Source organism: Slackia sp. CM382, from assembly GCF_000293015.1.
Classification (GTDB): domain Bacteria; phylum Actinomycetota; class Coriobacteriia; order Coriobacteriales; family Eggerthellaceae; genus Slackia; species Slackia exigua.
Genome location: NZ_ALNO01000018.1, coordinates 85,430 through 103,888, shown reverse-complemented (window position 1 = coordinate 103,888; position 18,459 = coordinate 85,430). Strand labels below are relative to the sequence as shown.

General features: G+C 60.7%; 18 protein-coding genes. 8 read left to right on the top strand and 10 right to left on the bottom strand.

Annotated features, from left to right (window positions below; genetic code table 11):
- The first annotated feature begins 28 nt into the window (after window positions 1–28).
- Window positions 29–721, top strand: a complete 693-nt coding sequence (locus HMPREF1155_RS07485) for a class I SAM-dependent methyltransferase (protein WP_238319149.1) — start codon at window positions 29–31, stop codon at window positions 719–721.
- Between the two features lie 3 nt (window positions 722–724).
- Here the strand turns inward: HMPREF1155_RS07485 and HMPREF1155_RS07480 are convergent, their stop codons facing one another.
- Window positions 725–1,240 (bottom strand): nitroreductase family protein, encoded by a 516-nt coding sequence (locus tag HMPREF1155_RS07480; RefSeq protein WP_009078936.1) that lies wholly within the window; start codon window positions 1,238–1,240, stop codon window positions 725–727.
- A 549-nt stretch (window positions 1,241–1,789) separates the two neighbouring features.
- Here HMPREF1155_RS07480 and HMPREF1155_RS07475 point away from each other — a divergent pair.
- Entirely contained in the window at window positions 1,790–3,346 is a 1,557-nt protein-coding gene (locus HMPREF1155_RS07475) for a LuxR C-terminal-related transcriptional regulator (protein WP_238319157.1), read from the top strand.
- Between the two features lie 231 nt (window positions 3,347–3,577).
- Here the strand turns inward: HMPREF1155_RS07475 and HMPREF1155_RS09130 are convergent, their stop codons facing one another.
- Window positions 3,578–3,880, bottom strand: a complete 303-nt coding sequence (locus tag HMPREF1155_RS09130) for an FAD-binding protein (protein ID WP_238319148.1) — start codon at window positions 3,878–3,880, stop codon at window positions 3,578–3,580.
- The gene (locus HMPREF1155_RS07470) at window positions 3,778–5,277 is read right to left on the bottom strand and encodes an FAD-dependent oxidoreductase (RefSeq protein ID WP_009078932.1); all 1,500 of its coding nucleotides are present in this window, start codon (window positions 5,275–5,277) and stop codon (window positions 3,778–3,780) included. The genes HMPREF1155_RS09130 and HMPREF1155_RS07470 overlap by 103 nt, the downstream gene beginning before the upstream one ends.
- A gap of 505 nt (window positions 5,278–5,782) precedes the next feature.
- Here HMPREF1155_RS07470 and HMPREF1155_RS07465 point away from each other — a divergent pair.
- Window positions 5,783–7,216 carry a hypothetical protein gene (locus HMPREF1155_RS07465; protein ID WP_009079021.1) on the top strand — a complete coding sequence of 478 codons (1,434 nt, stop codon included), beginning with the start codon at window positions 5,783–5,785 and terminating at the stop codon, window positions 7,214–7,216.
- A 61-nt stretch (window positions 7,217–7,277) separates the two neighbouring features.
- Window positions 7,278–8,624: an SPFH domain-containing protein gene (locus HMPREF1155_RS07460; RefSeq protein WP_009079118.1), complete on the top strand. Its 1,347-nt coding sequence runs from the start codon at window positions 7,278–7,280 to the stop codon at window positions 8,622–8,624.
- Between the two features lie 103 nt (window positions 8,625–8,727).
- Here HMPREF1155_RS07460 and HMPREF1155_RS07455 read toward each other — a convergent pair whose 3' ends face one another.
- The 5 genes from HMPREF1155_RS07455 to HMPREF1155_RS07435 all read right to left on the bottom strand — a co-directional run bounded on the left by HMPREF1155_RS07455 (window position 8,728) and on the right by HMPREF1155_RS07435 (window position 11,903).
- Window positions 8,728–9,081 carry an MmcQ/YjbR family DNA-binding protein gene (locus tag HMPREF1155_RS07455; RefSeq protein WP_009079001.1) on the bottom strand — a complete coding sequence of 118 codons (354 nt, stop codon included), beginning with the start codon at window positions 9,079–9,081 and terminating at the stop codon, window positions 8,728–8,730.
- A 24-nt stretch (window positions 9,082–9,105) separates the two neighbouring features.
- Complete coding sequence (locus HMPREF1155_RS07450) at window positions 9,106–9,468, bottom strand: NifB/NifX family molybdenum-iron cluster-binding protein (protein WP_009078874.1); 363 nt, start codon at window positions 9,466–9,468, stop codon at window positions 9,106–9,108.
- A 224-nt stretch (window positions 9,469–9,692) separates the two neighbouring features.
- The gene (locus tag HMPREF1155_RS07445) at window positions 9,693–10,211 is read right to left on the bottom strand and encodes a hypothetical protein (protein ID WP_009079045.1); all 519 of its coding nucleotides are present in this window, start codon (window positions 10,209–10,211) and stop codon (window positions 9,693–9,695) included.
- 13 nt (window positions 10,212–10,224) lie between these two features.
- Window positions 10,225–10,683: a LytTR family DNA-binding domain-containing protein gene (locus HMPREF1155_RS07440; RefSeq protein ID WP_238319147.1), complete on the bottom strand. Its 459-nt coding sequence runs from the start codon at window positions 10,681–10,683 to the stop codon at window positions 10,225–10,227.
- Between the two features lie 263 nt (window positions 10,684–10,946).
- A complete protein-coding gene (locus HMPREF1155_RS07435) occupies window positions 10,947–11,903 on the bottom strand; it encodes a LysR family transcriptional regulator (RefSeq protein WP_009078979.1) in 957 nt (318 codons plus the stop codon).
- A 165-nt stretch (window positions 11,904–12,068) separates the two neighbouring features.
- Between HMPREF1155_RS07435 and HMPREF1155_RS07430 the strand changes: the two genes are divergently transcribed.
- The 3 genes from HMPREF1155_RS07430 (at window position 12,069) to HMPREF1155_RS07420 (ending at window position 15,473) form a co-directional block, all read left to right on the top strand.
- Window positions 12,069–13,733 carry an FAD-dependent oxidoreductase gene (locus tag HMPREF1155_RS07430; protein WP_009078890.1) on the top strand — a complete coding sequence of 555 codons (1,665 nt, stop codon included), beginning with the start codon at window positions 12,069–12,071 and terminating at the stop codon, window positions 13,731–13,733.
- 79 nt (window positions 13,734–13,812) lie between these two features.
- Complete coding sequence (locus HMPREF1155_RS07425; RefSeq protein WP_009078943.1) at window positions 13,813–14,628, top strand: N-acetylmuramoyl-L-alanine amidase family protein; 816 nt, start codon at window positions 13,813–13,815, stop codon at window positions 14,626–14,628.
- Window positions 14,629–14,858: 230 nt separating this feature from the next.
- The gene (locus tag HMPREF1155_RS07420) at window positions 14,859–15,473 is read left to right on the top strand and encodes a class I SAM-dependent methyltransferase (RefSeq protein ID WP_202898222.1); all 615 of its coding nucleotides are present in this window, start codon (window positions 14,859–14,861) and stop codon (window positions 15,471–15,473) included.
- A 74-nt stretch (window positions 15,474–15,547) separates the two neighbouring features.
- Here HMPREF1155_RS07420 and HMPREF1155_RS07415 read toward each other — a convergent pair whose 3' ends face one another.
- A complete protein-coding gene (locus HMPREF1155_RS07415) occupies window positions 15,548–16,030 on the bottom strand; it encodes a GNAT family N-acetyltransferase (protein WP_009078929.1) in 483 nt (160 codons plus the stop codon).
- Window positions 16,031–16,134: 104 nt separating this feature from the next.
- Window positions 16,135–17,595 (bottom strand): amino acid adenylation domain-containing protein, encoded by a 1,461-nt coding sequence (locus tag HMPREF1155_RS07410; RefSeq protein WP_009078910.1) that lies wholly within the window; start codon window positions 17,593–17,595, stop codon window positions 16,135–16,137.
- Window positions 17,596–17,743: 148 nt separating this feature from the next.
- Here HMPREF1155_RS07410 and HMPREF1155_RS07405 point away from each other — a divergent pair, with 148 nt between their 5' ends.
- Entirely contained in the window at window positions 17,744–18,415 is a 672-nt protein-coding gene (locus HMPREF1155_RS07405) for an alpha/beta hydrolase-fold protein (protein WP_009079029.1), read from the top strand.
- Window positions 18,416–18,459: the final 44 nt, after the last annotated feature.

Below are 18,459 nucleotides of genomic sequence, written 5' to 3'. Positions count from 1 at the left end.
TGCCATGGCACGAAGCGGCGCCTCGGATATGCGTGACGATCGGCTCGAACATGCACAGGCATGCGCCCGTGCATGCGGCCTTGATCTGTATATGCGCGTCGAGGGCTTGACGCTTTCGCGCGATGGGGTCGATGTGCGCGGCGATTTTTCACGCATGCGTTCTCGCGTGCGAGCAGGCGTTCTTTCCAAGGAGCTGCTTGTGCGTGCCTGCCGCGTCAAAGGGGCATCCGCGCCTGTCGCCATGGATTGCACGGCCGGTCTGGGCGAGGATTCGTTTCTGCTGGCGGCTTCCGGTTTCTCGGTCACGCTCCTCGAGCGGAACCCCGTGGTGGCAGCCCTGCTCGTCGATGCGATGGAACGTGCACGGAAGGATCCTGAGCTTGCAGGGATCGTCGCGCGCATGACCCTTGTCCAAGGCGATGCGCTCGATGCTTTGGACCAGGCGATGCATGATGGCCGGCGGCCCGACGTGGTCTATCTGGACCCGATGTTTCCCGAGAGGCGCAAAGATGCCGTGGCCAAGAAGAAGCTTCAGCTGATCCAGCGGCTCGAAGCTCCCTGCGACGACGAATCGACGCTCCTCGACGCCGCCTTGACGGCGGGTCCACGCAAGGTCGTCGTGAAGCGTCCGCTCAAAGGGCCGTTCCTCGCGGGCAGGAAGCCTTCCTATGGCCTGCGAGGCAAGACGATCCGCTACGACTGCTACGTTCGGGCGCGATAGGCCCTACACATACGTTACGGTCTCTTCAAGGGGCTTGCGCTCGTCGTGCAGTCTGGATGGTTTCGCGTCCGGGGCTGCGTAGCCGATCGGCATGAGCAGCACGGGCATAATTGATTCAGGCAAGCCGAACGCTTCGTTCGCCTGGGAATTGGGAAAGAGATTGACCCAGCAGGTGCCGAGCCCCGCCTCGGTGGCCGCAAGCATTATATGCGTGGCCACGATGCTCGCATCCTGCTGCCCGGCATGGATTCCCTCTTCAAGCGGGTTCTTCCAGTCCTCGTCTGCGTCGTAGGCGATCAGGAGCACGACCGGGGCGTCGAATCGGCATCGTGTGAGGCCGTCCACCTTTTCAAGCGCCTCCGCGCTGTTCAGGACATAGATACGTTGAGGCTGGAGGTTCTTCGCGGTCGGTGCGACGTTTCCCGCCTCAAGGACGGCGGAAAGCTTTTCAGGCTCGACAGGAGCGTCCGAGAACTTCCTGACGGAATACCGTTGTGCGGCGAGCTTCATGAATTCCATTGCCTGCTCCTTTCGTTCATACGGCAGGTGCCTTCGCAGGCCGTCTTTCTTGCCCTATGCGGCTTTTCACTTCATGTTCATTCTAACGTCGATTATCCGTTCGGGAGGCATCGGTTCTCTCGATGCGTCTCCGTATTCCGCTCTGCGCAGAACGGAATCGTCGCTCCCCCCCCCTTTTTTTTTGGGCCGAAAGACGCTCGTCCGCATCGCTTTTGATCCTTACTTAAGGCGCTCTGCGCCTAGAGTGCCATGTGACATGGTGCATGCGAGAAGGTTCCGCATGCATGCGGCGTTGACTCGATCTACGGAGGAGGGGCCTCATGAAGAGGTTCGCCTTGATTGCTGCGGGAGCGCTGCTGGGCGCCCTGATGGCGCTTTCGCTTACGGCGTGCGGCGGATCCTCGTCGCGTGATAGGATATCGGCCCGAGTCGGATGTCGATTCGGGCCGATCGCGTTTCTTTCCGTGTGCGCGCGGGAAGGCGTTTCGTGCGATCGGCGGCAGGAAGGATCGAGGGGGTCATGTGCTCGAGGAGCTGCATTTGATTCGCGTGCGATATCTGGGTTGGGGACTATTGCTTGCCTGGGTGTTCTGCACGTTCTATACCGATGTCGCACTGAATGCCATGGGATCGCTCGCCCCCGCCGTCCTCGCTGAATCCAACAGGGGATCGGCGCTCTCCGTGCTTCCCGTGCTGTCGGCGATCGCTGCGCTTGCGGCTCTCGTGTTCGTGGAGCGACGCCTCGGTGCCGTCGTAGATCATCCGGCCGTGCTTTGGGTATCCGCTGCAATGGCATGCGCATCGACGCCGCTTCTGTTTTTGGGACAGTCGCTCGCGCCGGTCGCGTACGGGGTCGGGGCCATAGGATCAGGTATGGGAAGCGCGGTTCTCTGGGTCGGCTGGGGCATTCGGTATGCGGGGTTGTCTCAAGAAGATGTTGAGCTGCATGCGCCGGCTTCGGCGTTGGCGGCGGCCGTGGTCATCCTTGTCGCTTCATCTATGTCGGGCGTCGTGGGCATCGCATTCGTCGCGCTTCTTCCGGTCGCGTCCGTTGCCATGCTGCAGCGTTCTCTGCCAGGCGCTGCACGCATGCAGGTTCTCGAAGGCTCCGATGCCCTGCATGCTTCCGATGCCGCTGCGGCGCATGATCGGCTCTTGTCGAGGCCTGCGCGTGTGTCGAGGCTCTTCGGGCGCAGCGGCTGGGGCGTGCTGATCGCATGCCTCTTCGCCTGCGTCGCCGGCGGATTCTGGGCGCAGCCGGCCGATGATGCGTCGGGGCTTCAAATCGTCATGATCGCCGCGGCCGTGCTGATGCTTGTCGTGGGCATGGTTTCGGTGTCAGGCCCGCGGCGGATATCGGTTTCGTTCGTGTTCCGGTGGATATGCCCGCTTCTCGTAACGGCCTTCGCGGCGCTCGCCGTATACGGCGATTCGTTCGGTCCCTATATCGCCAACGGCATCTCGCTCGCCGCTCGTTTCGCATTTTGCACGATAACCCAGATGTACTTCGCGCGCTTCGCCGCGCGCGGGCTTTCCACGGCGACGCAGTCGTATGGATGGGGATGGGTCTGCGTGCATGCGGGCGATCTGCTGGGCGTCATTGCGTTGCTTTGGTTCTCGCCGCTCGTGGCTGCAGATGAGCGTGCGCTCGCGACGTTTGCGATCGCAAGCATCGTGGCACTGGTCTTCTGCACCATGCTCGTGCTCGGCGACGATTCGTGTTTCAAGGTTCCGAGCTCGGCTTCCGAGGAGGCGACGTTCGTGCAGGGTGCGGGCTCTCTTGGTGCCGCTTCGTCGGCCGCCTATGGCGGAGAAGGACCGTGCAGCGCAAATGCCGACCTTTCGGCCGATGCGGGCACGGTCGCCGTGGCGACGGACGTGACCGACGCATCCTCATCCGAGCATCGGCTCGCGGAGCTTTCGGCGGAATTCGGCCTGACCCAGCGCGAGACCGAGGTGTTCGTCCTGCTCATGCGCGGCCGATCGGTGCCCTATATCCGCGACGAGCTTTCCATCTCGCGCGATACCGTGGCGACGCATGTCAAGCATATCTACGTGAAGGCCGACGTCCATTCCCGTCAAGAGCTGCTCGATCTGGCGCTTTGACGCAAGAGGGATCGAACGGGCGCGACGACGGCGGCCATGCATGCTTATCTTGCATCATATAGGCGCGTGGTTCTTCGGGTTTCTCCACACCGCAAGATGATGGGCTGCATGCGACGAATCGCATCCCGCTTCCTGATGAGAACGAGATGCGATTCGTCATGCGAGGAAAGCACGCAGGCGCCGTGCAGGAGGGATGCACGTCGCCTGCTTTGCCCGCAGAGGGACGGTTCGTCAGGCGATGCCGCAGGCATGCTTGGCGGCGATGCGTGCGAAGCAGCCGCAGCGTCCTGCATTGACGCCGGTGAATTCGCTCGGATAGCCGTGCGGATAGAAGCCGCCTTGGTCGTTGCCGCAGACGTAGAGCCCTTCGATGACGGTGCCGTCCTGACGCAGCGCACGGCTGTCGGCGTCGGTCACGATGCCGTTGATGGTCACGAGGAAATTGCCTGTCGTGCGGATGGCGTAGAAGGGAGCCGTATCGACGGTGCTGCATCGATAGGCCGCCTTGCCGTAATCGACGTCGCCTGAAGCCATGACCTCGTTGTGTAGCGCTCGACGGTGGCGAGGAAGGCCTTCTGGTCCGCTTCATCGGAGAACATGGTCTTCGCGAGTTCCTCGAGCGTGTCGCATTTCTTGAGCGTGCCATCGTCGAGGCGCGGCTGCATCCAGAAACTGTCTAGATGATCCTTGCTCATGGCTTCGAGATCGTACACGTCGGCGTTGAACGCGCTGCCATCGGGGGCGGGAGCCAGGCGCGAGCATCCGCCGGTGTCGAAGCGCTGGATGTCTTCCCAATACGTGCCGTCGAACACCTGCCAGCTGAATCCCTTGGGTTGGCGCGTGCCCTGGGCGTAGATCTCGGGATAGGTGGAATCCTCGTTCATGAAGCGCTCGCCGTGCACGTTCACGCGCAGGAAGGGTTGGCTTGCGGGAAGGAAGAGCGGCATGCCCATGTCGGGACCGATCTGCTCGGTGTCATCGGTGATGCCGCGGTTCCAGACCATGGCGCCTGCGCCTTCTTCCAGGTATGCGCCCGCCCAGAGCGCCATGCGGATGCCGTCACCGGATTCCGTGGTGGCTGCGGTGCTGGTGCAGTACTTAAGGGCGTCGGGACACAGATCCTCGACCATTTCGCGGTTCGCGCCGTAGCCGCCGGTGCAGACGATGACTCCCTTCGCCGCGTTGTACTGGCGGTACTGGTCTTTGTTGAAACGTGCGAGAACGCCCGTGACCTTTCCTGATTCGTTTTGGACGAGCTGCTCGCCCGTGGTCAGGAAATCGATCGTGCCTCCTGCTTCGAGGAAGAGATCGCGCATGACCTCGAGGTGCTGGTACGCGCCGTAATTGGGGCCTTGCGGATTGAAGTCGCCCATGACCGGATTGGTGCACATCGCGGGGTAGTAGGCTTCAGGGTCGTCGGGTGCATGCCATTCGAAGGGGAAGGTCATGCCGGCAGGGGTTTCGGTGTCTTCGAGCCAATCCATGAACTCGCCCGACTTGTCGCACCAGGTGCGCCAGAGCGCCATGTTCACGTCGCCGGTCTGGGTTTTGCGCACGTGGTTCATGAGCATGGGGATGTCGGGGGTGTGCTCGCCCGCATGGCGCGATCCGATTGCGCCCACCGCCTCGCGTGCCGAGGCGACCTGTTGGCCCTTTTCGATGATGACGACCTTGAAACCCTGCTGCTGGGCGGTCATGGCGCCCATGAGGCCGGCATTGCCGGCTCCCACCACCACGAGGTCGTAGTCGACGGTTTCCGCGATGTCGGCGATGGGTTCGGGAGCGTCGCGCCATGACGCGGCCTTGGTTTCCTTCTCGCCTTCGCTCGCCTGCTTCGGTGCACAGCCGGCAAGGCTGGCGGCGCCGGCCGCTCCGATGGCGGCGACGCTGCCGAACTTGAACAGATCGCGACGGCTCATGGATGTCTTCATGCGTTTCCCTCCTCGCGCATCGGGCTTCTTTCAATCTCGATGCGTATCCGATCATGCCATGCGCTTCCTTGAGGCGCACGGCTTCAACGCATTCGACGATAGGCATGGATTCGGCTGCCTGCATCGCGCGCATTTGGGTATTTTTCTCTACCCGAAAATAGGTGATGGCATCTGAACAGGGTATTCTCTTCGGTCGCGGCGATGTCGATTGCGACCAGGAATGCCGCGATGGAAAGCTCGCATGCGATGCGTCCCCTTCATCATGTCGTCCGTGAGCGCACTGGCCATGACGAGCCTCTCGCGAGTGCCCAGGGTCTTCGTCGTATCGTGCACGGCATGGACGGTTTAGGACGCGTAGGCTCGTGTACGGCGGAATTGTGAGCCGAGAACGATTGCTCGTCGCGTGCGCGGAGCGCCTATAATGAATGCGGTTCCATCGCGCACGGCCGAGCTTCGCATTGCGCCTTGCGCATCCGATCGACCCTCTCCAGCCGAAAGGAGCTTCATGGCCGTTGAATCCGTCAATTACCAGTGTCCCTCGTGCGGGGGCACGATGCGCTACGACGGCGCATCCGGCAGGCTCGTATGCGATTTCTGCGGGACGGCGCATCTTCCGTCCGACATAGAGGCGATCTACGCCGCGCGGCAGGCATCGGCCGACGCATCTGCCGAAGAGGCCTCGCGCCGTGCCGAGGCGGGGACTCTGAGCGAATACGAGCAGATGGCTTCTGGATCGGGCGCAGCCGTTGCGTTGACCGACGAAGTCATCGCCGAGGCCGTCGATGCGCAGGGCGCCGACGGCGCAGACGATCCCATCGCCTCGTTTCTTTCGCGCGCCTCATGGAACGAATCGGAGCGCGCGGGACTTCGATCGTTCACCTGCTCGTCGTGCGGGGCAAGTCTGACCTGCGACGCGACGACGGCGGTTTCCGAGTGCCCGTACTGCGGCAATACCGCGGTCGTGCCAGGCACGTTCGTCGAGACGGCGCGTCCCGACCTGGTCGTCCCGTTCAAGGTCGACAAGGCTGCGGCGACCGCGGCGCTTACCGCCCATTACAAGGGGAAACGGTTCCTTCCGAAAGACTTTGCCGACGCCAATCGCATCGAGCACATCCAGGGGGTCTACGTGCCGTTCTGGCTATACGATGGGACGGCCGAGGGAAGCGAGACCTTCGAAGCGCGCAACGTTCGCACGCATCGTTCCGGGGACGAGGAGATAACCGAGACCGACATCTATTCCGTCTATCGCGCCGGAGAAGTCGGCTTCACGCGCGTTCCTGCCGATGCGTCGGCGAAGATGCCTAACGGACACATGGATGCCATCGAACCGTTCGACTACGGATCCCTCGTGCCGTTCTCGCTCGCCTACATGCCAGGATACCTGGCCGAACGTTTCGACGAGGATGCGGAGGCGTGCGCATCGCGCGTGCATGGACGCATGCGGCAGTCGCTCGAAGACGAGCTGCGCGCATCCGTGCGCGGCTATGATGAGGTGCGGTCGGGGTCCTTGGATGCGCAGGTGCGCATGGAATCGGTCTCCCAGGCGCTCTTCCCGGTCTGGATGTTGCATACGCGTTGGCAGGACGGAGATTACCTTTTCGCCATGAACGGCCAGACCGGACGCCTCGTGGGCGATCTGCCCGTGTCATGGGGAAAGGTCGTGCTTTGGTTCTTCGGGCTTTTCGCCGTGCTCTGCATGGTTCTGTCAGGGCTTGATTTCGGGTTCCTCCAGTTCGACGACACGCTTGCGAGCATGCTCGTGGACATAGGGCTTCCTATCGTGGGGGCGGCGTCCATCTGTGCGGTGTTCTACTCGCAGATGAAGACCGCGCGCGAACGGAGCGAAGCGCACGAATACATAGATGCGGACGGGCTCGAGCTTTCCGCATCGCAGGACACGTTCATCGAGACGAGGCGGTCGAGCAGACATCTTGACTGACGGCATGGTGCGTCCGTGAAACCGGCTTCTATCGGAAGCCTTATGAAAAAGGAGGAATGACATGGGACTTCTGAAGGCAGGCGCTGGGGCGTTGGGCGGCGTGCTCGCCGATACCTGGCGCGAGTTCTTCTATTGCGATTCGCTTCCCCCCGATGTGCTGGCGGCGAAAGGCGTCAAGCGGATATCCGATCGCGGGCGCAGCTCCAATACCAAGGGCGAGAGCAATATCATCTCCGACGGTTCGATCATCGCGGTCAACGAAGGCCAGTTCATGATCATTGTCGAGCAGGGAGCCATCGTAGATGCCTGCGGCGAGGCGGGTCAGTTCGTTTTCGACAAATCGACCGAACCGTCGCTCTTCTTCGGGCAGGACGGTCTGGGCGATCGCTTCCTGAAGACCTTCGAGCGCATCGGCTCGCGTTTCACCTTCGGCGGCGATACCGGCAAAGACCAGCGCGTCTACTTCTTCAATAAGAAGGAGATCGTGGGCAACAAGTACGGCACCGCTTCTCCCGTGCCGTTCCGCGTGGTCGATGCCAATATCGGCCTTGACGTGGATATATCGGTGCGCTGCAACGGCGAGTATTCGTATCGCATCGTGGATCCGATGCTTTTCTACAAGAACGTATGCGGCAACGTCGAGGAGCCCTATACGCGCGACAACATCGATTCCCAGCTCAAGAGCGAGCTTTTGACGGCTTTGCAGCCGGCGTTCGCACGCATCTCCGCCATGGGCGTCCGTTACAGCGCGGTTCCGGCCCATACGGAAGAGCTCTCCGCGGCTTTGAACGAGGTCCTATCCGAGAAGTGGTCCGACCTGCGCGGCATCGAAGTCGCTTCGTTCGGCGTGAACACGATCGCGGCATCGCCCGAAGACGAGGCCATGATCAAGGAGCTGCAGAAGGCCGCGGTCATGCGCGATCCGACGATGGCGGCCGCGAACATCGCGGCGGCGCAGAGCGATGCCATGCGCATGGCGGCTTCCAATGAGAACGGCGCCATGATGGGCTTCATGGGCATGGGCATGGCGAACGCTATCGGCGGCATGAACCCCCAGGGCCTCTACGGCCAAGGCGGCGGGCAGCCGAACGTTCCGCAGAGTCAGTACGCCCAGGCGCCTGGCGGCGGATTCGGCGCGGTTGCAGGCGCGGCAACGGCAGTAGGGAGCTGGGCCTGCGATTGCGGAACGCAGAACACCGGCAAGTTCTGCGGCAACTGCGGAAAGCCCAAGCCCGAACCTGCAGCGGCGAATGGTTGGACCTGCGGTTGCGGCACGCAGAATACCGGAAAGTTCTGCAGCAACTGCGGCGCTCAGAAGCCCGAGACGCCCAGCACCTGGTCGTGCCCGACGTGCGGTACCCAGAACACGGGCGGCTTCTGCAGCAATTGCGGCGGCCCGCGTCCGTGAACCGAAGGCGGCGACATGCCGCTTTTCGCCGGCTTCCTCTGGGGAGGCTGGTCGTAGAGAAGGCGCGGCCCCGAGCGGTGGATGCTCGGGGCCGCGTTCCTTCTTACGACGTAAGACGTCTGCTCATATCGATGAGGTCTTCGATCATGGCATCGGGAAGCTCGCCGTCGAGGCGGACGGATACCCAGTTCTTCTTGTTCATGTGGTATGCGGGCATGATGTCCGAGGACATGCGGAGCACAAGCGCATCGTCGGGATCGACCTTCACGTTCAGGATGAAGACGGGCTCGGTGCCTTCAAGGCCTAGGCGGCCGGGCGGCACATCCATGACCACGCCGTACCACCTGCGATTCACATCGTTTCGCAGCACGGCGTAGTTCGGCCATTTCGTCCACATGCGTTCGGGTTCGGTTCCGTAGGCTTCTTTCACGTATGCGAATAGCTCCGACGGCTTCATGATCGCATCCTCGGAATTCTCGACCTAGTGCTCGTGATGGCAGCCGCCGGCTCCGTGGGTGTGGCCTTTGATGATATGGGGGAGGTCTCCCGCAAGGTATTTCTTGACGGCTTCGTCGGCATCGCCCGAAATGGACGTATAGATTTCGACGTCCTTCTTCTGCATGCCCTCGATGGCGGGCATGCCGATGCCGCCGCAGATGACGGTCGTCACCCCAAGGCCGAGCATCGTTGCGATCTTGCGTGCATGTCCTTCGCCTTCGTCTTCGATGACGCGCGAGGCCGCGATCGCACCGTTTTCGACATCGTAGATCTTGTACTGGGCTGCATGGCCGAAATGCTGGTCGATGTTTCCGTTGTCGTAGGGGATGGCGATGGTTTCCGTCATGAGCGCTCCTTTATCCGTCCGTTTGATGACGTCGTCATACTAACGCATCGATTTACGCCATTCGCCACGGGGAAGCGCGCGGTGCATGCGAGAAGTTCCAACGGGCTTTTCTGCGTGCTTTCGGATGTGCGATCCGATGCCATGAAAAACGGCGGTGCGCCAGGGAGGCGCGTCGCCGTTTATAAAGCGAATCAGAGGGATATTACGAGGTCGCGTTACGTGCGTCACTCATGGCGTTCGGCTTCCTGCTTCTTGCGGTATTCGGCGAGCAGCTGGTTATAGGTGGCGCCGTTGCGCTTGATGAAGTGCGTGATGACCGCCGTGACGATTGCCAGAATCACCAAGAATGTCACGGCGAAGCTGGCCCACGCCCAGGGGTTGTCCGTCGGAAGCCACGTTCCGATGTACGCGCAGCCGGCCAGCACCGCGAAATAGGTGAGTCCGAAGCCCGCAAGGCGCGTCGGATAGCCCATGCGGCTGTTCAGACGGAAGTTGAACCAGAGCTGCTGGAGCAGGCCGCCTGCAACGCCGGCGGCGATGATGGTCAGGCACATGATTTCGTCCTGGTTTATTCCATCGAACGCGCAACCGATGGCTATGAGGAGGACGAGCATGATGACGGCAATGCCGCTTCCGGAGAAGAATCCTCGTGCGATCAGGCTCTTCGTGGTCACGGGGGTAGATGTATCGAAGACCTGCAGGTCTTCAGGATCGGTGTGTTTCGAGGTATCGTACGGTTTCATGGCAAGGTCCTTTCTAGGCGAGCGCACCGAGCTTGCGGCGAATATCAGGGGCGTAGCTTCGCGTCGCGACGACGCGAGATCCTCCGTCGAGCTCGAGGATGAGACGGCTGTTCGGTTCGGGAACGATCGAGACCACCTTGTCGAAGTTGACGAGGACCTGGCGCGAGATGCGCATGAACTCGGTGCCTTCGAGTGCCTGTTCGAGCTCGTAGAGACGCAGTGGGGATTCGAGAGTCGTTCCATCCATGGTCCTGATGAATGCGCGCCGCTCGGTCGTTTCCACATAAAGAACCTGGTCGAGCGGGATGATCTTCTGCGAGATATCGCCATTCGGGGCATAGCCCACGAGACGTCCCGTAGCGGCGCGCAAGGCCTCGACGAGCCGCGAGGCGCGCGGATCGCCAGGAGCGGCGACGATGGTCACCTCGATTTCGCGCCGTCCAGGTTCTTCTTTCAGCGTGATGTTCATCATCTGATCCTTCGCTTCGATGCATGTGCAGTGCTCGGACGTCCTTGCGAGCATGAATATACCAAGGTACGGTATCGGGAATGAGCGCAGGATTCCGAGTTGCATGAACGTATGCGCGACCCGCACCGAGATGCGTGCAGGGATATCTGAGTTGCATGGGGAAGGCTCGTTTTCCAATGAAGATTCAGTCGGGCGGCCGATGCGGCCGGCTGCTCTCGGAGCGGCGATGCACGAAGTCGAAACTCACGGCTGCATAATCGGCGGTCTTAGCGCGCTTCGCCGTCTGCGCACTCTATTTTCGGCGGCTTCGATCGATCCGTCCGGGCCTTTGCCGCCATGCGGTTCCTGCAATGCTGTATGAACTGGTATTCCAGGTAGCTTAAGGAATGATCCTTGCTGTACGAGATGCCGAAGCGCCACGGCATCCCTTTGAAGACGATGGCTTTGACGGGTGGCGTCGTATTCCGGAAGAAACCATCGAACAGGTCGGCGACGCTTCGAGCGGTGAACGACACGCGTCCCGGACGGCAGGCGTAATCGTAAAGCAAGGACATTTCCGAGAACGTGTCGATGCGCGTCGGTTTCACATCATGCTCTTCGCACTGTCGCAAGAAATCCGTGTAATTCTTGAACGACGGTCCGACAAGGCCGACCTGGTAGCCCTCGAGATCCTCTATGCCGATGGACTCTTCGCGTGCAAGCGGGTCGTTCCTGCTGACCCAAACCAGACGGTCGTGCGAATAGAGCTCTGTCGTCTCGAAGTCGCTTTCGTAAGGAAACACGGTGAACGCAAGCAGGCACGATCCGGCGAAAAGGCTTTCGTCGCAATGCACGTCGGGCTGTTCGTCGCAGTGAATGGTGATGCCAGGGTGCTGAGCTTCGAATGATTTGAATAGGTCGATTCCTAAAACGCCGCGCACGCCGATCGCCGAGCAAAGGGAAAGGCTCAGATCGGCATTCGCTTTGATGTCTCGGAATCGCGCCTCGAGCTTGCGGAAGGCTTCCTCATGCTCGCATGCGTATTCGTAGAAGGCGTCGCCGTAGGCGGTCGGTGTGCATATCGCACCCTTGATGTCGTCGAAGAGCCGGACGTTGAGCTCGCGTTCGGTCGATTCCAGCGACTTGAGGAGCCCTTGACGCGAAAGGGGGATGGAACGGGCCGCGGCGCGGATGTTCGGAAGTTCGTAGAGGGCCTTGAAATAGCGGATCTGATTCTCGTTCATGTCGCCTCCTGGCGTAGCGCGTGATTGCAAGGCTCTGCCCAAGACAAACTCTATTGTATATAAGACGACTGGTTACGCCGCTCGTCATCGACGCGGCGGCTTTGCCTTGTATTGTGAAGGAGCAGCGAGCAGAGGGAGCTCGCGCACGATACGAGGAGGGTATCAATGAACGGAACCGAACAGGGAATTTCACGTCGTGGATTCATCTCAGGCGCGGCAGCGGCTGCATCGATCGCCGCATTCGCCGGCATGGCCGGATGCGCGCCGAAGTCGACCGAGGCCAATAAAGCCCAAGCGCCCATGGAAGGAGGCGCCGAAGTCGTAAGCGATGCATGGAAGATCGAGGATCTGGGAGAGCCCAAGGAGACGCTGACGTGCGATCTGTGCGTCGTCGGCGGTGGCGGCACAGGCCTGGCGGCAGCCATCGAAGCCAAGCAGCTCGGTATCGATGTGCTTCTCCTTGAGAAGAAATCCCAGACCGGTGGGTCGTTCATCGGCTCCGAAGGCTTGTTCGCCGTCGGTTCTCACTGGCAGGAAGAGGCCGGCATCGACTATTCGCAGGACGAGCTTATCGAGAATTGCCTCGATTATCATCATTGGATCGCGAATCCTGCGCTCTACAAGAACTTCTTCAAGCATACTGCCGGCACCGTGACATGGCTTGAGGATCTGGGCGTCGAGTTCGATCATGTGCAGTCGCTCGGCGACTCGCCGAACGCTTGGCACGTGTATAAGGGTATCGGTTCCGAGGGCACCGGCGTCACCTTCATGAAGTCGTTCGGCGCCGCGGCGGAAGCTGCGGGCGTTCCTATGGAACTGAGCTGTTCGGGCAAAAAGATCGTCATGGAGGATGGCAAGGTTTCGGGTGTTCTGGCCGTGCGCGACAACGGCGATGTTGTGAAAATCGACTGCAAGGCGGTTATCGTGGGCACGGGCGGCTGGGCCAATAGCGCCGAGCTCATCCGCGAACTGAACGGGTCCGACCCGGCGCGCGTCACCGCTTCCGGCTTGGACGGACGTGACGGCGACGGTCTGAAGATGGTCAAGGATGCCGGCGGCGCCCTTGCGCTCGGTGCGGGCACCATGGCGACGTACGGCCCAATTCTGCCGCAGACCACGTACGGCACCAACCTGCAGGCTGCCACGTCGCTCGAGCCTCATCTGTGGGTCAACCAGGATGGAGAGCGCTTTGTGCGCGAGGATATGTTCCTGAAGAATTTCGCCTACGCGGGCAATGCGGTTCATAATCAGAAGCGCGCATTCACGGTATGCAATGAGGCGATCATCAAGCAGTACACCGAGGTCGGTGGCGATGTGGGTGTTGGTGTGTATGTCGTGGCAGGTCAGCCGATGAGCGATCTTGCCGACGAATTCCCCAAGCTGCTTTCATCGGGAAATAAGTACGTCTATCAGGCGGATTCCATCGAAGAGCTCGCAAAGGCCATGGGTATCGATGCCGCATCGCTCAAGAAGACCGTTGACGAGTACAACGGTATGTGCGCCGCGGGCTCGGACACCGAATTCTTCAAGCCCTCTGAGTACATGCGTCCGATCGAAGCCGGCCCGTATTATGCGTTCGAGGTTTTCAACGGGTACTTCTGCACCGTCGGTGGCGTCAGCGTCACGCCGAACACCGAGGTCATGGATGCCGAACGCAATGTCATTCCTGGACTGTTCGCAGGCGGTTGCGATGCGGGCGGATTGTACGGCGACACGTACGACGTGGCGTTCTGTCCCGGCTCGTGCGCATCGTGGGCCATCAACTCCGGACGTCTGGCGGCGAAGCAGGCCGCGCGCTTCATGGGCATGACGGTTGATGACGACAAGTAGGAGTATCGGCGTCAGAAACCTCGTTTGAAACAAGCTCTGCATTGCAAGACGCAACAAAGCATCATCCATCAAAGAGACAGTGTATGGGAAAGTAGGGAATAGGGATCTGTGCGAGATATGCGCGAAGCGGCACGGGGGCGGCTCGTCGCACTCGCATTCGTCAGGCTGGCAGTCATCAGGTGGATCTTGGTGGTATCAGTATTCCGATGGAAGCTACCCATGGGATTGCTGGGAGAAGATCGGCGGTTCCTGGTATCACTTCGACGACGATGGCTGGATGGATACGGGGTGGCTCCGCAGCGGCGGCGAATGGTATTACCTCTCGGATTCAGGCGCCATGAGGACCGGCTGGCAGAAAATCGGCGGATCCTGGTACCACTTTGCAGGATCTGGAGCGATGGATACCGGCCGGGAGAAAACCGGTGGAACGTGGTACCACTTCGAGGGGTCTGGTGCCATGGATACGGGGTGGCTCCGCAGCGGCGGCGAATGGTATTACCTCTCGACTTCCGGCGAGATGACGGTCGGTTGGGAGAAGATACGTGGCACCTGGTATCACTTCGATAGCGACGGCTGCATGGAAACCGGTTGGCTCCGCAGCGGCGGCGAGTGGTATCACATGAATGGATCGGGCGCTATGCACACGGGTTGGCAGTCCATCGGAAAGCACTGGTACTGCTTTGCCAAGAGCGGTGCCATGTATTCGGACACATGGGTCGGGAATTACTATCTGGGCTCTTCGGGGGCTATGCTTACGGACTGCCAGACTCCTGACGGAAATTACGTCGATGAAAACGGGAAAAAGATAGCAAAGAAGCCGAAGGAGCCCGTGGAGCCTGCGGATCCAAAAGAGCCGACGGAATCGGCGGCGCCGGAGGTGCCGGCAGCGGCATGAGTTTCGTTTCGCTTCGTGCATGACGCAAGGCGAAAGGACATTCGGCCTATACAGGCTAGCAGATAGTTTGCATGATGGGACGCGCGAGCAGTGCAGCGCGTCCCTAGCGAACCAATATGAGATTCATCGCAAAGCCCAAGGAAGAGTATCGCGCTTTCGTACCCGGCTCTTTCCATGAAGTATTATGGGGCTAACTTAGGGATTTCGTTTTCTGATCGACTGCGCGCGAGGTGGGCAGCTTGAAGAAGAGCACGTGGGACAGGTATGCGCCTATCTACGAGAGGGCGATGCGTTCGGACGAATCGACCTACGAATCCATGTACGCCCGTATTTCCGAGGTCGTGCAGGGTAAGGAAGTGCTCGAACTCGCGACAGGTCCTGGCCTTCTTGCGAAGCATGTCGTTTCCTCGACCAAGCGCATGGTCGCCACGGATTATTCGGAAGGGATGATCCGGGAAGCGAAGAAGGGAGAGGTTCCTGGCAATCTTACGTTCGAAGTCGCCGATGCGACCGATCTTCCGTACGAGGACGCTTCCTTCGACGTCGTCATCATAGCGAACGCGCTTCACATCATGCCGAATCCGGAACGCGCCCTCTCGGAAGCCCGACGCGTTCTGCGCGATGGCGGCCTGCTCATCGCCCCAAATTTCGTCAGCCATGACGATACGGTCGTCAGCCGGATTTGGTCTTGGGTGCTGAAGCGTGCCGGTATCGGCTTCGATCATCAATGGACGCTCGATGAGTACGTTGCGTTCCTGTCCGACCAGGGGTGGCGCGTCGTTCATAGGCAAGAGCTCAAAGCGAGGATCGCGCTTCTGTACGTTGAGTGCGTTCGAATCCGCTGATCGCTTCCGTCACCTTTCCGTATGCGGGAAACTGCGGCGTGGCGTTCGTTCGGATCGCATCGCCGCCGGCCGATCTATCGGTTCGTCTTCTCTGGCTTCTTCCGGTGGATCATGAAGTCGGGAAGGTCGGTGAAGCCGACGCGTTCGTACAGTCCTCGTCCTGCCGCGGACGTCTCCAGATAGATCTTATCGACGCCACGATCGATCGCCTGGTCAACGAGCCATTCGATCATGGCCCGCCCAACGCCTCGTCGCTGGGATTCAGGACGCGTGTAGACGTTCATCAGGAACGCGCATCTTCCGCTTGGATTATCAGGCGAGGGCAGCTCGGTCTGCAGGCACATGCCCGCGCATCCGACGATCACGCCGTCAAGACGTGCGAAGCAGGCTACATGTCCGCTCCTGGGGATTTCCCGCTCGTAATAGGCGCGGTTTTCAGCTTCCAGCTGCGCCATGTCGGCGTCGGCGGGCAGCGAGAACACCTCGCGCAGCGTTTCTATGCGCCACGCCGCCAGCTCGTCGATCCTGTCGATTCCTGCCTCTTCTATTGAAATCATGCGGCTTTCCTCCTATTCCTGCAGCGCACGCGTTTCAACCGTTCCGATCGAGCCGTTCGGCATGCGGTGCCCATTTGGCCGATCGACCTTCCGACATGCATCCCTTACGCTTTCAGGACGATGGGAAGCGCTTCTTTGTCGGGCTTCCCGTTCGCGTTCAACGGAATCTCCGACATACGGACGAAGAACTCCGGAATCATGAACGATGCGAGCTTGCGTGCAAGACGTTGCTTGAGCTCCGAGAGTCGCATGTCCTGCGTGGCCGGGACGATATAGGCCGTCATATAGGAAAGATCCGACTCATCGCGGCTGTCGCAGACCACCGCATGGACGATTTCGGGATCGGCGACGAGCACGTTTTCGACCTCGGAGCATTCTATGCGGCGTCCATCGATCATCACCTGGGAATCCTTGCGGTGCAGAAAGGCGATGTCGCCATCGGGCAGAACATAGCCCAGATCGCCGCTCCGATACATGCGCGTACCGTTCACGTCGACGAAATTCGCCTGCTCGGGATGATTGCCCAGGTAGCCGCGCGAAACGCCTGCGCCCGAGATGCAGATCTCGCCCACCTGGCCTGCGGGGACGGGCTTGAGATCCTTATCGAGGATCGCGATGTCGTCGCAGGCGACCGGCGTTCCGATCGGATACGTTCCGTCGGGAAGCGGGCTGCCGCCGTTCACGCGATAGTAGGCGGCGCAGCACGTCGTTTCGGAGGGGCCGTACGTGTTGTAGACGAGCGCATGATCCAGGAGCTTGTCGCAGTACGAGGCGCGCAGCACGTCGCCGCCGCTTACGTAGAGGCGGACGCGTGACGGAATGCGGCCTGAATGATTGATGTCGGAGACGAGATAGGGGAAGCCGTCGACGATCGTGACGCCTTCTTTCTCTATGTAGTCGATGAGCGCTTCGGCAGAAGCCTTCGCCCGTTCGGGCGCGATCGCGAGCGTCGCACCGCTGAGCAGGGCGGAGAACACCTCTTCGACGAAGATATCGAACGAGCAGACGGAATGCTGGAGCATGACGTCGCCGGCGCCGATGCCGAATTCGCGTTCAAATGCGTCGATATAGCTTACGACGTTGCGGTTTTCCACGGATACGCCTTTGGGCGTGCCGGTCGTGCCCGAGGTGTAGAGCACGTAGGCGAGGTCGTCGGGACGCGCGACGCACGCCGCGTCAGAGGCGCTCGCCGGTTCGCAGCCGTTCTCCACGAAGATGCGACGTGCGCTTTGGAAGAGGTCGTCGTAGGCGCGCTGGGTGATGACCGCATCGACGTCCGCCTCGGTGAGCATGAATCTGATGCGGTCGATGGGGAACGAGGGTTCCGCCGGCACATAGGCGGCTCCGCGCTTGAGCACGGCGAGCATAGAGGCGATCATCTCGATGCCGTGGTCCATGACGATGCCCACGAAGCGGGAGTTATCGGGAAGCTGCGAAGCGATCGAACCGGCGAACGCGTCGAGTTCCGCATACGTCATGCTGCGGCGTTCGTCTTTCGTGGCGATTGCATCGGGCGTGGCGCGCACCTGTTGCACGAATGCCTGGTAGATGGTCCCCTCGATCATGCGACGCTCCCTTTCGGTCCGTGACGATCGGCCTGTGTCGTCGAAGTGCCTTTCGGTATCATAGGGTACCTACGGAGCGGACTGCGCACCCCGATGGGCTTGAGCACGATATCAGCGTCATGCATGATGAAAGGATGGAGCCGATCTGATGAAATACGTGGATCCGTGCGATCGCACGGTGTTTTCCGGGACGGGAGGGCTTCAAGCTCCGATCATCTACGTGATCGATCTTCCATATCATCCGTTCGAGGTGGGCGCGGCGGCTCGAGACTGCGTGTCGACCATCGTCAAGGTTCCCGTCAACGAATGGGATGACAGCTTGACGCCGTGGGCTGCGCCGGGACTCTATCATGGGGATGCCGATTTCAAAGGGGAGGCGGCCGTTACGCTCGAAGAGCTGCTTGACGAGGCCGTTCCCGCTATCGAGCGTGCAGAGGGCCTTGCCCCGGCGAAGCGTGCGATATGCGGCTATTCCCTTGGAGGCCTGTTCGCGCTCTATGCGTTCGTGCACACGGATCGTTTCAGTGCCTGCGGGTGCCTTTCGGGTTCGGTCTGGTACGAGGGATGGGTTGACCATCTGCGATCGCTCGACTTCACTGCAGCGGGGCGGTATGCGTTTCTTTCCATCGGTTCGAAAGAGAAGCACGCGCGTGAACCGATTCTGCATACCGTGCAGGACAACATGGAGGTCTGTGCTGAAATTCTACGTTCTCAAGGCTGCGAGGCGGATTTCGTTGTCGGATCCGGCGGTCATTTCGACCACGCCCAGGAACGGTTCGCAGCCGGGTTCAAAGCGCTCGATGCGTTTTTGAACAGGTAGGTTGATAGCTTGGCCGCGACAAGCGACTCTTTTGCGCGAGGTTT